Raw genomic sequence first — 13,426 nt, forward strand, 5'->3', positions numbered from 1 at the left:
GCTAACTTGCTATAGAAGCTGCCGTATAGCCAGAAGTTCAGCGGATAAAGGCGTTATTTCACGTTTTTTTCACACGCCAAAACTACTCACAACTCCGGGAGATTTCCATAGGGTCGGTAGGATATTTCTTAGATGCTGCGGATCGCCGCTGGTCCAGAACTGTACAGGCGGCGGATTGCCAGTGGCCAGCAGTTCGCGATCACTCAAAAGACGCTGCAATTGACGCGCTACTGCCGCCCCGGTGTCGATCAAAATGATCGTCGGCGGGAGCATCTCGGCGAGCAGGGGCTTGAGGAACGGGTAGTGGGTACAACCGAGGATGATGGTGTCGCAACCGGCCGCAATCAGCGGCTCCACGTAGCCTTGCAACAGCAGGCGCAGGGCCGGGCTGTCCAGGTCGCCGGTTTCGATCAGCTCCACCAGGCCCGGGCAGGGTTGGGTGATCACCCGCACATCGGTGGCGAAGCGGTCGAGCAAGGCGGCGAACTTGGCGCTTTGCAGGGTGCCGGTGGTCGCCAGCACGCCGACGACGCCACTGCGGGTCGCGGCGGCCGCGGGTTTGACTGCCGGTTCCATGCCCACCAATGGCCAGTCGGGATAGTCCTGACGCAAATCGGCAACCGCCGCAACGGTCGCCGTGTTGCAGGCAATCACAAACGCTTTGGCGCCCTTCTCACGGAAGAACGCCGCCACCTGTCGCGAACGATCGAGGATGAACGCCGGGGTTTTCTCGCCGTAGGGGATATTCCCGCCATCCGCCACGTACAGCAGCGACTCATGGGGCAGCAGACGCTGGATTTCGTCCAGCACCGACAGGCCGCCGACACCGGAGTCGAACACACCAATCGGCGCATCCTTAACCATGTTGGCTACCGCAGACGCTGCAGCCGGGATCGCGCTTGACCCGCAACTCGCGAAAACGCGTGGTCAGGGCGTCGATCAACAACAGCCGCCCCACCAGCGGCTCGCCGAAACCGGCCAGCAATTTCAAGGCTTCCAGGGCTTGCAGGCTGCCGACCAAACCCACCAGCGGGCCGATGACACCGGCTTCACTGCAGGTCAGTTCGGCGTCGCTGCCGTGCCCGTATAAACAGTGGTAGCAGGGGCTTTCGGCGCGACGAGGGTCGAACACCGACAACTGGCCTTCGAGGCGAATCGCCGCACCGCTCACCAAAGGCTTGCCGGCAGCGACACACGCAGCGTTGACCGCTTCGCGGGTGGAGAAGTTGTCGCTGCAATCCAGTACCACATCGACCACCGCCACGGCGGCCGCGAGGGAATCCTCATCCAGCGCGCTGCGATGGGCAACCAGCTGTATTTGAGGATTGATCGCGCTCAGGCGGCGAATCGCCGAGTCGACCTTGCTCAGGCCGACGCTGTCGGTGTCGTGAATGATCTGGCGTTGCAGGTTGGTCAGGTCGACAGTGTCGAAATCCGCCAAATGCAGCTCACCCACACCCGCCGCCGCCAGGTACAGCGCCACCGGCGAACCGAGGCCACCCAGGCCGACGATCAGCGCGCGGCTGTTTTTCAGGCGCAACTGGCCTTCGATGTCGACATGCTGCAACAGAATCTGCCGGCTATAGCGCAACAGCTCCTGGTCGTTCATCACGGGCGGCGTCCCAACGTGATGCGTTCGTGGCTGCCCAGGTCGATGCGGCTGTGGACTTCTTCAAAGCCTTCCCCCAGCAGCAGGTCGCGCACGGCGGGCGCCTGGTCGTAACCGTGTTCCAGCAGCAACCAACCCGCGGCGTCGAGGTGCGCAGGCGCCTGGGCGATGATCAGCCGCAGGTCGTCCAGGCCGTCATGCCCGGATACCAGCGCGCTGGCCGGTTCAAAGCGCACGTCACCGGCCACCAGGTGCGGGTCGGTGTCGGCTATATAAGGTGGGTTGCTGATGATCAGGTTGTAAGTGTGGCCTTCGAGGGCACTGAACCAATGGCTGTTCAGCACCGTGGCGTTGTTCAGGTGCAGGCGCTGGCGGTTGCGTTCGGCCAGGGCCACGGCTTCCAGCACGCGGTCGACCGCCGTGACTTGCCAGGCCGGGCGTTCGCTGGCCAGGGCCAGGGCAATCGCGCCGCTGCCGGTGCCCAGGTCCAGGACCTTGGCCGGTGTGGCAGGCAGCAATTCCAGGGCGGCTTCCACCAGCATCTCGGTTTCCGGACGCGGGATCAGCGTGTGCGGTGCCACTTCCAGGTCGAGCTTCCAGAAGCCTTGCTGGCCGAGGATGTAGGCCACGGGCTCGCCGGCACGACGGCGTTGCAGGTAGTCGGCAAAGGTCAGCGCGTGTTCACTGCTGACGATTTTTTCCGGCCAGGTGTGCAGGTAGCTGCGGGACTTGCCCAAGGCGGCGGCCAGCAACAATTCCACGTCCAGGCGCGCAGTCGGCGAGTCCGGCAGGTCGGCGGCGCGTAACAAACTGGCAATAATGGTCATTTATTCACCTATCGCCGCAAGCTGGTCGGCCTGGTATTCGGCCAACAACGGCTCGATTACCGCATCGACGCCACCGGCGAGGATTTCGTCCAGGGAGTACAGCGTCAGGTTGACGCGGTGGTCGGTGACCCGGCCCTGGGCAAAGTTGTAGGTACGAATGCGCTCGGAACGGTCGCCCGAGCCCACCAGCAGCTTACGTTCGCTGGCAATCGCATTGGCGGCGGCGCTGGTCTGCTGGTCATTCAGCTTGGCCGACAGCCAGGACATGGCCCGCGCACGGTTCTTGTGCTGGGAACGTTCTTCCTGGCATTCCACCACGATGCCCGAAGGCAAGTGAGTGATACGGATCGCCGAGTCAGTCTTGTTGACGTGCTGGCCACCGGCGCCCGATGAGCGGTAGGTGTCGACCCGCAGGTCTGCCGGGTTGATCTCGATGGCTTCCTGCTCGTCGGGCTCGGGCAACACGGCCACGGTGCACGCCGAGGTGTGGATACGGCCCTGGGATTCCGTGGCCGGCACCCGCTGCACGCGGTGCACGCCGGATTCGAACTTCAGTTTGCCGTAGACATTCTCGCCCTCAACCCGGGCGATGACTTCTTTATAGCCGCCGTGTTCGCCTTCGTTCTCGGACAAAATCTCCACACGCCAGCCGCGACGCTCGGCATAGCGCGAATACATGCGGAACAGGTCGCCGGAGAAAATCGCCGCTTCGTCACCGCCGGTGCCGGCGCGGATTTCAAGGAACACGTTGCGCCCGTCGTTCGGATCCTTGGGCAACAGCATGCGTTGCAGGTCGCCTTCCAGTTCGATCAGCTTGTCCTTGGCCTCTCGCACTTCTTCAACGGCCATTTCGCGCATGTCCGGGTCGCTGTCCTTGAGCAGCGCCTGGGCGCCTTCGAGGTCAGCCTGAACCTTGAGCAACTGTTTATAGGTGCCCACGATCGGCTCAACTTCCGCGTACTCCTTGGAATAGGTGCGGAACTTGGTCTGATCGGAGATGACCTCGCCATCGCCGAGCAAGGCGGTCAGTTCTTCGAAACGGTCCTGAAGGACGTCCAGTTTATTGAGCAGTGACGCTTTCATTGCGGTTTTTTATCCGAAGAGCTTTCTGTCGCGCCCTCACCGAGGGCAAAGAGTTCCTGGGCCATGGCCAGCGCATCGAGGCGGCCTTCGGCGGTAAGCTTTTTCAACTGGACACTGGGAGCGTGCAACAACTTGTTGGTCAGGCCGCGCGCCAACTGCATCAGCACATCTTCGGCACTGCTGCCGTTGGCGAGCATACGCTGGGCCTTGATCAATTCCTCGTCCCGCAGGCGTTCGCCTTGCTGACGGTAGGCCTTGAGCACGTCCACTGCCGCCAGTTCACGCAGGCGCACCATGAAATCGTCGGCACCGGTGCTGACCATTTCCTCGGCAGCCTGGGCAGCGCCCTGGCGACTCTTGAGGTTTTCGGCGACCACTTCGTGCAGGTCGTCGACGCTGTAGAGGTAAACGTCGTCCAACTCGCCGACTTCAGGCTCGATATCCCGGGGAACGGCGATATCCACCATGAAGATCGGCTTGTGCTTGCGCAGTTTCAGGGCGCTTTCCACCGCGCCCTTGCCGAGGATCGGCAACTGGCTGGCAGTAGAGCTGATGACGATGTCGCTGCGCACCAGCTCGGCCGGGATGTCGGAAAGCAACACCGCGTGGGCACCGAACTGCTCGGCCAGGATGCTGGCGCGTTCCAGGGTACGGTTGGCGACGACGATGCGCTTTACGCCCAGCTCGTGCAGGTGGCGGGCGACCAGGGTGATGGTCTCGCCGGCGCCGATCAGCAGGGCCTGGCTGCGCTGCAAGTCACTGAAAATCTGTTTGGCCAGGCTGACGGCGGCAAACGCCACGGACACCGGGTTTTCACCGATGGCGGTGTCGGTGCGCACCTGCTTGGCGGAGTTGAAGGTGGCCTGGAACAGGCGCCCCAGCAGCGGGCCGATGGTGCCGGCCTCGCGGGCCACGGCGTAGGCGGACTTCATCTGGCCGAGAATCTGCGGTTCGCCCAACACCAGCGAATCCAGCCCGGAGGCGACGCGCATCATGTGACGAACTGCCGCATCCTCTTCGTGCACATATGAGCTTTGGCGCAGCTCATCGAGGCTCAAATGGTGGTAATCGGCCAGCCAGCGCAGCACCACATCCGCTGAAAGATGTTCCTGCTCTATATAGAGCTCGCTGCGATTACAGGTCGAAAGGATCGCAGCTTCGCGACTGTCGGTGAGCCGGCAGAGCTGCTGCAAGGCCTCAACCAACTGCTCGGGAGTAAAAGCCACGCGCTCGCGGACGTCTACAGAAGCAGTCTTGTGGTTAATACCGAGTGCAAGGAAGGCCATTCAATATCGCTGATGATGTCGGGAAGCCGACAATTGTCCTACTTCGAATGATTCAGAACAACCACCGTAGGCTATTGTCCTAGTAGCTTACGCCTATAAAGGCCATCTGTAGGAGCGAGCTTGCTCGCGATGGTCGTTAACGATAACGCTGGCTTACGGGATAAAACGCGTTGTCCTCTGGTTCTTCGCGAGCAAGCTCGCTCCTACACGGTTATGTTTGGCCGAAGGCTTGTGTCATGATGATCCGACCGCAGGTTAGTCGTCCTCTTCCTATATGAATAGATCTTCCGCGTTGCTCCTTGCTTTTGTCTTTCTCAGCGGCTGCCAGGCCATGGCACCCGTGTCGCCGGACGGTACGCCGCCGGTAGAAGACAGCACCCCCGCCCCTGAAAAGCCCAAGGTTTATTCCTCGTTCAGTGAAGAGACGATCTTCAGCCTGCTGAGCGCGGAGCTGGCCGGCCAGCGCAATCGTTTCGACATTGCCCTGGATAACTACGTGACCCAGGCCATCAATACTCAGGATCCGGGGATTTCGGAGCGGGCGTTTCGCATCGCCGAGTACCTGGGCGCCGATCAGGCGGCCCTGGACTCCTCGCTGATCTGGGCGAAAAACGCCCCGGACGATCTCGAGGCACAACGGGCAGCGGCCATTCAACTGGCCCGCGCCGGGCGCTATGACGACTCCATGGTGTATATGGAGAAGGTCCTGCAGGGCAAGGGCGACACGCATTTCGACTTCCTCGCGCTGTCGGCCGCCGACACCGATCAGGACACCCGCAACGGCCTGATGAAGAGTTTCGACCGCCTGCTGCAAAAACACCCGAACAACAGCCAGCTGATTTTCGGCAAGGCGCTGTTGTTGCAACAGGATGATGAGCCCGAGGCTGCGCTGAAGCTGCTGGAGCAACACCCGCCGGAAGAGGGCGAGATCGCGCCGATCCTGCTGCGTGCCCGCCTGCTGCAAAACCTCAACCGCGGCAAGGAAGCGATTCCGCTGCTGGAAAAAAGCATCAAGAAGTACCCGGGCGACAAACGCCTGCTGCTGACCTATGCCCGCATGCTGGTTGAACAGGACCGCATGGAAGACGCCAAGGTGCAATTCGCCAACCTCGTGCAGCAATACCCGGACGATGACGAATTGCGCTACTCCCTGGCGCTGGTGTGCCTGGAAGCCAAGGCCTGGGATGAGGCCAAGGGTTACCTGGAAGACCTGATCGCCCGCGAGAGCCACGTGGATTCGGCGCACCTGAACCTGGGCCGCATCGCTGAAGAGCGTAACGACCCGCAGGCTGCATTGCTTGAATACGCCCAGGTCGGCGCCGGCAATGACTACCTGCCGGCGCAACTGCGCCAGGCCGATATCCTGATGAACAACGGCCGCACCGACGAGGCGGAAAAACGCCTGGCTGCCGCACGGGATGCCGAACCGGACTACGCGATCCAGCTGTACCTGATCCAGGCCGAGACCCTGTCGGCCAACAAGCAGGGCGATCGCGCCTGGAAAATCCTCCAGCAAGCCTTGCTGCAATATCCGGACGACTTGAACCTGCTGTACACCCGCGCCATGCAGGCGGAAAAACGCAATGACCTGGCGCAGATGGAAAAAGACCTGCGCCTGATCATCAAGCGCGACCCGGACAATGCCATGGCACTGAACGCCCTGGGTTACACCTTGTCCGACCGTACAACGCGCTACGCCGAAGCCAAGGATCTGATTGAAAAAGCTCACCAGCTCAACCCGGAAGACCCGGCCGTACTCGACAGCCTCGGCTGGGTGAATTACCGCCTGGGCAACCTGGACGAAGCCGAACGCTTGTTGCGCCAGGCGCTGGAGCGCTTCCCCGACCAGGAAGTCGCCGCACACCTGGGCGAAGTGCTCTGGGCCAATGGCAAGCAGCGTGAAGCGCGACAAATCTGGGAGAAGTTCCTCAAGGAACAGCCCGAAAGCCCAATCCTGCGCAGCACCATCAAGCGCCTGACCGGATCCGAGACCCTTTAATTTTATGTTTTTGCGCCACGTTATCGTTTTCAGCTTTATCGCCCTGCTTGCCGGCTGTTCCGGTCTTGGCACCCGTGAATCTGTCGAAGGCCCGGGCAACCCGGCGCAGTGGCAGCAGCACAAGGATCAACTGAGCAGCCTTGATGGCTGGCAGATCGAGGGCAAGGTGGGCATTCGCGCCCCGAAAGATTCGGGCAGCGGCACCGTGTTCTGGCTGCAACGCCAGGACTATTACGACATTCGCCTGTCCGGCCCGCTGGGCCGCGGTGCGGCACGCCTGACCGGCCGGCCGGGGCAAGTCAGCCTGGAAGTGGCCAATCAGGGCCGCTATGAAGCGCCAACGCCGGAAGCCCTGCTGGAAGAACAGATGGGCTGGAAACTCCCCGTATCGCACCTGGTGTGGTGGGTACGCGGTCTTCCTGCGCCAGACAGCAAGAGCCGCCTGAGCCTCAATGGCGACAGCCGCCTGGCTTCGCTGGAACAGGATGGCTGGCAGGTCGAATACCTGAGCTATGTGCAACAGAACGGTTACTGGCTGCCCGAGCGCATCAAGCTGCATGGCACCGACCTTGACGTCACGCTGGTGATCAAGGACTGGCAACCGCGCAAGCTGGGGCAGTGAGATGAACGAGCAACGCCTGACCCTGCCCTCCCCGGCCAAACTGAATTTGATGCTGCACATTCTCGGTCGCCGTGAAGACGGCTATCACGAGTTGCAGACGATTTTTCAATTTCTCGACTACGGCGATGAGCTGACCTTCGCCGTTCGCGATGACGGCGTGATCCAGTTGCACACCGAATTCGACGGCGTGCCTCACGACAGCAACCTGATTGTGAAGGCCGCGAAAAAACTCCAGGAACAATCCGGTTGCCCACTGGGCATCGACATCTGGATCGAAAAAATCCTGCCCATGGGCGGCGGCATCGGTGGCGGCAGCTCAAATGCCGCAACGACATTGCTCGGCCTGAATCACTTGTGGCAACTGGGTTGGGACCACGATCGCCTGGCGGCGCTGGGCCTGACACTGGGCGCGGACGTCCCGGTTTTCGTGCGTGGGCACGCCGCTTTTGCCGAAGGCGTGGGGGAGAAACTCACCCCTGTAGACCCCGAAGAGCCGTGGTATGTCGTGCTTGTTCCGCAAGTATCTGTAAGTACAGCAGAAATTTTTTCAGATCCACTGTTGACACGTAACTCTCCTCCCATTAAAGTGCGCCCCGTTCCCAAGGGAAACAGTCGAAATGACTGCTTACCGGTTGTAGCAAGGCGTTATCCAGATGTACGTAACGCTTTGAATTTGTTAGGTAATTTTACCGAAGCAAAATTAACCGGAACTGGAAGTTGTGTGTTTGGGGGCTTCCCAAGCAAAGCTGAAGCTGATAAAGTCTCGGCCCTTCTTACAGAGACCCTTACAGGGTTTGTAGCAAAGGGAAGCAACGTTTCGATGTTGCATCGCAAGCTGCAAAGTCTGCTCTAAAGGAACCGAGTACTGGGTACTCGTTGCAACAGATACAGGGGCGTCGCCAAGCGGTAAGGCAGCAGGTTTTGATCCTGCCATGCGTTGGTTCGAATCCAGCCGCCCCTGCCATTTTCTATACTCATCCAGGTTACCCTCAGCCTCTAGGTACTGCGCGTGTCCAAGATGATGGTCTTTACGGGGAATGCTAACCCCGATCTGGCTCGGCGTGTTGTACGTCAGCTGCATATCCCTCTCGGTGACATCTCTGTCGGTAAATTCTCCGACGGCGAAATTACAGCCGAGATCAATGAAAACGTCCGCGGTAAAGATGTCTTCATTATTCAGCCGACTTGCGCTCCGACCAACGATAACCTGATGGAACTCGTCGTGATGGCTGATGCCTTCCGCCGCTCCTCAGCGACTCGAATCACAGCTGTAATCCCTTACTTTGGTTATGCCCGTCAGGATCGCCGTCCGCGTTCCGCACGTGTGGCTATCAGCGCGAAAGTCGTTGCTGACATGCTGACCGTGGTAGGTATCGACCGTGTTCTCACGGTTGACCTGCACGCTGACCAAATCCAGGGGTTCTTCGATATTCCGGTAGATAACATCTACGGCTCCCCCGTCCTGGTGGATGACATCGAAGACCAGCGCTTTGAAAACCTGATGATCGTGTCCCCGGACATTGGTGGCGTCGTGCGTGCACGGGCTGTTGCCAAATCCCTGGGCGTGGATCTCGGGATCATCGACAAACGCCGCGAGAAAGCCAATCACTCTGAAGTGATGCATATCATCGGTGATGTCGAAGGGCGTACCTGTATTCTGGTTGATGACATGGTCGACACCGCCGGCACCCTGTGCCACGCGGCGAAAGCCTTGAAAGAGCACGGTGCAGCAAAAGTCTTCGCCTACTGCACACACCCTGTGCTGTCGGGCCGAGCGATCGAGAACATCGAGAACTCAATGCTGGACGAACTGGTGGTGACTAACACCATCCCGTTGTCCGCTGCCGCTCAAGCCTGTTCGCGTATCCGTCAACTGGATATCGCACCGGTAGTTGCCGAAGCGGTTCGCCGCATCAGCAACGAAGAATCGATCAGCGCGATGTTCCGTTAAGGGTCAAACCTTAGCGGCATCAACCTGACGAAAAGCGCCCCGCCCCAGCATTCTGTTGGGGCGGGGCTTTTTTGCCCATATCGCCTTTAGCGCTGGTCGCAAACGCTAGGGCGAATGTGGTTATTTTGGAGATACAACATGAACGATTTTACTTTGAATGCTGAACTGCGTTCCGACCTGGGGAAAGGTGCGAGCCGCCGCCTGCGTCGTCTCGCAAGCCTGGTTCCAGCTGTAGTTTACGGTGGCGAAAAAGCCCCTGAATCCATCAGCATGCTGGCTAAAGAAATCGCCAAACTGCTCGAAAACGACGCGGCTTACAGCCACATCATCGAGCTGAACGTTGGCGGCACCAAGCAGAACGTCATCATCAAGGCACTGCAACGCCACCCAGCTAAAGGCCACGTGCTGCACGCTGACTTCGTACGCGTAGTAGCTGGTCAGAAACTGACCGCTATCGTGCCTGTGCACTTCGTTGGTGAAGAAGCTCCGGTCAAGAAAGGCGGCGAAGTTTCGCACGTTATCGCCGAGATCGAAGTGACCTGCCTGCCGAAAGACCTGCCTGAGTTCATCGAAGTCGACCTGTCGGCTCTGGAAATCGGCGCAATCGTTCACCTGTCCGACCTCAAGGCTCCTAAAGGCGTTGAGTTCGTTGCACTGGCTCACGGTGACGACAAAGCTGTTGCAAACGTACACGCTCCACGCGTTGCACCAGAAGCTGAAGAAGGCGCTGCAGAGTAATTCACTCTGTAATGCCGGAGCTTGAGGAAACATCGCGGACCGGAACGTAGCGAGAAAGCGGGCGAGAATGCGAAGTTGGCCTCTAACGGTTAATGAGTTTTTGTCGTCCACTTTCGCCGCACCAACGGCGATGTTATCCACAACTCCAAAGGAAGGGCCCCTGTCGTGACTGCCATTAAACTGATCGTTGGCCTGGGAAATCCAGGCGCCGAATACGAACAGACCCGGCATAACGCGGGGGCCCTTTTTGTTGAGCGTATCGCCCACGCCCAAGGCGTCAATCTTGTGGCCGATCGCAAATATTTTGGCCTGACCGGACGCTTTTCGCATCAGGCTCAGGATGTTCGTCTGTTGATTCCCACCACCTACATGAACCGCAGCGGCCAGGCTGTCGCGGCGCTTGCGGGCTTCTTCCGGATCAAACCCGAAGAAATCCTGGTGGCCCATGACGAACTAGACCTGCCACCCGGCGTTGCCAAGCTCAAGCAAGGCGGCGGCCATGGCGGGCATAATGGCCTGCGCGACATCATCGCGCAGTTGGGCAATCAGAATACGTTCTACCGCTTGCGGCTTGGCATTGGCCACCCGGGCGTTGCCAGTATGGTTTCAAATTTCGTCCTGGGTCGTGCGCCACGCGCCGAACAGGAAAAACTCGATGCCAGCATCGATTTTGCCCTCGGCGTGCTGCCGGATATCTTCGCCGGTGAATGGAACCGTGCGATGAAAAACCTGCACAGCCAGAAGGCCTGACTCTTTACCCGAGGGGAAACACCATGGGATTCAATTGCGGCATCGTCGGCCTACCTAACGTCGGCAAGTCCACCCTGTTCAACGCCCTGACCAAATCCGGTATTGCGGCGGAGAACTTCCCCTTCTGCACCATCGAACCGAACACCGGTATCGTGCCGATGCCCGATACACGCCTGGACGCCCTGGCGGCCATCGTGAATCCAAAGCGCATCCTGCCGACCACCATGGAGTTCGTCGACATCGCGGGCCTGGTAGCCGGCGCGTCGAAAGGTGAAGGCCTGGGCAACAAGTTCCTCGCCAACATCCGCGAGACCGATGCCATCGCCCACGTGGTCCGCTGCTTCGAAGACGAGAACGTGATTCACGTCTCCAACAGCGTCGACCCGAAACGCGACATCGAGATCATCGACCTGGAACTGATCTTCGCCGACCTCGACAGCTGCGAGAAGCAACTGCAAAAGGTCACGCGTAACGCCAAGGGCGGCGACAAGGACGCAGTGGTCCAGAAAGCCTTGCTGGAGCAACTGATTGCCCACTTCACCCTGGGCAAGCCGGCACGCAGCCTGATGAAGAGCATGAGCGCCGACGAAAAAGCTGTGATCAAGGGCTTCCACCTGCTGACCACCAAGCCGGTGATGTACATCGCCAACGTGGCTGAAGACGGTTTCGAGAACAACCCGCTGCTCGACGTGGTCCTGGCCATTGCCGAAGAAGAAGGCGCTATCGTTGTTCCGGTGTGCAACAAGATCGAAGCGGAAATCGCCGAGCTGGAAGACGGCGAAGAGAAAGATATGTTCCTCGAGGCCCTGGGCCTGGAAGAGCCTGGCCTGAACCGCGTGATCCGTGCCGGCTACGAAATGCTGCACCTGCAGACCTACTTCACCGCCGGTGTTGAAGAAGTACGCGCCTGGACCGTCAAGGTCGGTGCCACTGCCCCGCAAGCGGCTGGGGTGATCCACACCGACTTCGAAAAAGGCTTTATCCGCGCCGAAGTCATCGCCTACAACGACTTCATCCAGTTCAAGGGTGAAGCCGGTGCCAAGGAAGCCGGTAAATGGCGCCTGGAAGGCAAGGAATACATCGTCAAGGATGGCGACGTGATGCACTTCCGCTTCAACGTATAAGCTTTACCTGCGGCCTATGCCGCAAAACAAAAAGCCGATGCACTGCATCGGCTTTTTTGTGGGCGATGTTTGCAACTTTCTACAAAGATCGACTTTGAAATATCCCCTGACATCTTAATACGGCAACCCTATAAAACAACCACAGCCCTCAATACGTAAAAATACGCCATTCCTCCCTGACACCCCCGAGTTTAAGATTATTCCGACCCATTATCAGGCAATCACGAGCGAGCGCCCACTTGATAATATTTAACTTAAGATTTTTTGGTTTTTCACACATCACAAACGTCTATTTCGCACTCTCCGACAGAATGACAAATCAGCTAAATTCCGTTCTACTTATCCATATCAGCAGGGAAGCCCCTCAGTAAAACAATGAGAAACAATAGGAGCAACAGCGATATGTCGGCCTCCTATCAAAGCGCGTTTGAAACGGATGATCCATTTACTGAATGCCCAACCATTGAAGCCACTATCAACAATACTGCGGCTTTAAACATCGACATACTTTTGCTGGGGGAAACCGGCACCGGTAAAGATACCCTGGCCCAACGCATCCATCGCTTATCGGGCCGGCGCGGCAACTTCGTCGCCGTCAACTGTGCTGCAATTCCCGAAAGCCTGGCGGAAAGCCAACTGTTCGGGGTCAACAGCGGCGCCTACACCGGTGCGATGCAATCACGGGCAGGCTTTGTCGAAGCCGCACACTTGGGTACCTTGTACCTCGACGAAATAGACAGCATGCCCCTCACCCTGCAAGCCAAACTGCTGCGGGTACTGGAGTCCCGGGGCGTTGAGCGATTGGGTTCCACCCGCTTTATCCCGGTGGACATGCGCGTTATCGCGTCCGCCCAGCATTCGCTGCACGAAATGGTCGAGCAAGGATTGTTCAGGCGCGACCTGTATTTTCGCCTGAACGTAATCAGCATCAGCCTCCCTCCCCTGCGCGAACGTCGCGAGCAGATTATCCCCTTGTTCCTGAACATCGTCCGCCAGGAAGCCGAGTACTTTAAATACCCGATACCCCTGGCATCCAGCTCGCTGCTGCAACAATTGCTATGCCATTCCTGGCCGGGCAACGTCCGCGAACTGCGCTCGACAGCCAAGCGCTTTGTGTTGGATCTTCCGCCGCTTTCAGAGTCGATGAGGGACCATCAGGACATAGAGATGAACCTCAAGGCGCGGCTACAGCAAATCGAGAAATCGCTGATTGAAGAGTCGCTGCGCCGTCACGGCGGCAACGTGGATGTAGTAGCCGGGGAATTGGGGGTTGCCAAGCGCACGCTGTACTACAGGATGAAACAACTGGATATATCACTCGGCGGAACAGGTTAAACCCAGGACCAGCAGTTTTTCTGGAACTGAAATCTTCATTTAACCACTCAAGGAAAGGCCATCTACATGATCAGCAACTTCGCCGATCGGGCCAGCCATGTG

The 13,426-nt window shown here is 58.9% G+C and carries 13 protein-coding genes and 1 tRNA gene; 9 read left to right on the forward strand and 5 right to left on the reverse strand.

Going from position 1 to position 13,426, the window contains the following annotated elements; genetic code table 11:
• Positions 1–69: 69 nt before the first annotated feature.
• Genes murI through hemA form a run of 5 tightly spaced genes read right to left on the reverse strand, consistent with a single transcriptional unit; the run spans position 70 to position 4,805 of the window.
• Positions 70–864: a glutamate racemase gene (gene murI / locus HYE77_RS29055; RefSeq protein ID WP_008432270.1), complete on the reverse strand. Its 795-nt coding sequence runs from the start codon at positions 862–864 to the stop codon at positions 70–72.
• Positions 857–1,612 carry a molybdopterin-synthase adenylyltransferase MoeB gene (locus HYE77_RS29060; protein WP_177070181.1) on the reverse strand — a complete coding sequence of 252 codons (756 nt, stop codon included), beginning with the start codon at positions 1,610–1,612 and terminating at the stop codon, positions 857–859. Before HYE77_RS29060 ends, murI begins: the two co-directional genes overlap by 8 nt.
• A complete protein-coding gene (gene prmC, locus HYE77_RS29065) occupies positions 1,609–2,436 on the reverse strand; it encodes a peptide chain release factor N(5)-glutamine methyltransferase (RefSeq protein WP_177070183.1) in 828 nt (275 codons plus the stop codon). Before prmC ends, HYE77_RS29060 begins: the two co-directional genes overlap by 4 nt.
• Complete coding sequence (prfA, locus tag HYE77_RS29070; protein ID WP_003208405.1) at positions 2,437–3,519, reverse strand: peptide chain release factor 1; 1,083 nt, start codon at positions 3,517–3,519, stop codon at positions 2,437–2,439.
• Complete coding sequence (hemA, locus tag HYE77_RS29075; protein WP_008432265.1) at positions 3,516–4,805, reverse strand: glutamyl-tRNA reductase; 1,290 nt, start codon at positions 4,803–4,805, stop codon at positions 3,516–3,518. The genes prfA and hemA overlap by 4 nt, the downstream gene beginning before the upstream one ends.
• Positions 4,806–5,079: 274 nt before the next feature.
• Here hemA and HYE77_RS29080 point away from each other — a divergent pair, with 274 nt between their 5' ends.
• The 9 genes from HYE77_RS29080 to HYE77_RS29120 all read left to right on the forward strand — a co-directional run bounded on the left by HYE77_RS29080 (position 5,080) and on the right by HYE77_RS29120 (position 13,324).
• The gene (locus HYE77_RS29080; protein ID WP_177070185.1) at positions 5,080–6,804 is read left to right on the forward strand and encodes a tetratricopeptide repeat protein; all 1,725 of its coding nucleotides are present in this window, start codon (positions 5,080–5,082) and stop codon (positions 6,802–6,804) included.
• 4 nt (positions 6,805–6,808) lie between these two features.
• On the forward strand, positions 6,809–7,426 hold the full coding sequence (lolB, locus tag HYE77_RS29085; protein ID WP_177070187.1) for a lipoprotein insertase outer membrane protein LolB: 618 nt from the start codon (positions 6,809–6,811) through the stop codon (positions 7,424–7,426).
• A gap of 1 nt (position 7,427) precedes the next feature.
• Positions 7,428–8,279, forward strand: coding sequence for a 4-(cytidine 5'-diphospho)-2-C-methyl-D-erythritol kinase (ispE, locus tag HYE77_RS29090; protein ID WP_003208395.1), 852 nt, complete (start codon positions 7,428–7,430; stop codon positions 8,277–8,279).
• 36 nt (positions 8,280–8,315) lie between these two features.
• Positions 8,316–8,390 (forward strand) — tRNA-Gln (locus tag HYE77_RS29095).
• Positions 8,391–8,435: 45 nt separating this feature from the next.
• Positions 8,436–9,377: a ribose-phosphate pyrophosphokinase gene (locus HYE77_RS29100; RefSeq protein WP_003208392.1), complete on the forward strand. Its 942-nt coding sequence runs from the start codon at positions 8,436–8,438 to the stop codon at positions 9,375–9,377.
• A gap of 138 nt (positions 9,378–9,515) precedes the next feature.
• Positions 9,516–10,115 carry a 50S ribosomal protein L25/general stress protein Ctc gene (locus HYE77_RS29105; protein ID WP_003208391.1) on the forward strand — a complete coding sequence of 200 codons (600 nt, stop codon included), beginning with the start codon at positions 9,516–9,518 and terminating at the stop codon, positions 10,113–10,115.
• Between the two features lie 165 nt (positions 10,116–10,280).
• A complete protein-coding gene (gene pth / locus HYE77_RS29110; RefSeq protein WP_177070189.1) occupies positions 10,281–10,865 on the forward strand; it encodes an aminoacyl-tRNA hydrolase in 585 nt (194 codons plus the stop codon).
• Positions 10,866–10,888: 23 nt separating this feature from the next.
• Positions 10,889–11,989, forward strand: coding sequence for a redox-regulated ATPase YchF (gene ychF / locus HYE77_RS29115; protein ID WP_008432257.1), 1,101 nt, complete (start codon positions 10,889–10,891; stop codon positions 11,987–11,989).
• Between the two features lie 402 nt (positions 11,990–12,391).
• The gene (locus tag HYE77_RS29120) at positions 12,392–13,324 is read left to right on the forward strand and encodes a sigma 54-interacting transcriptional regulator (RefSeq protein WP_177070190.1); all 933 of its coding nucleotides are present in this window, start codon (positions 12,392–12,394) and stop codon (positions 13,322–13,324) included.
• The last annotated feature ends 102 nt before the right edge of the window (positions 13,325–13,426 follow it).

It is taken from the genome of Pseudomonas sp. IPO3774 (genome assembly GCF_013386835.1).
Lineage (GTDB): Bacteria > Pseudomonadota > Gammaproteobacteria > Pseudomonadales > Pseudomonadaceae > Aquipseudomonas.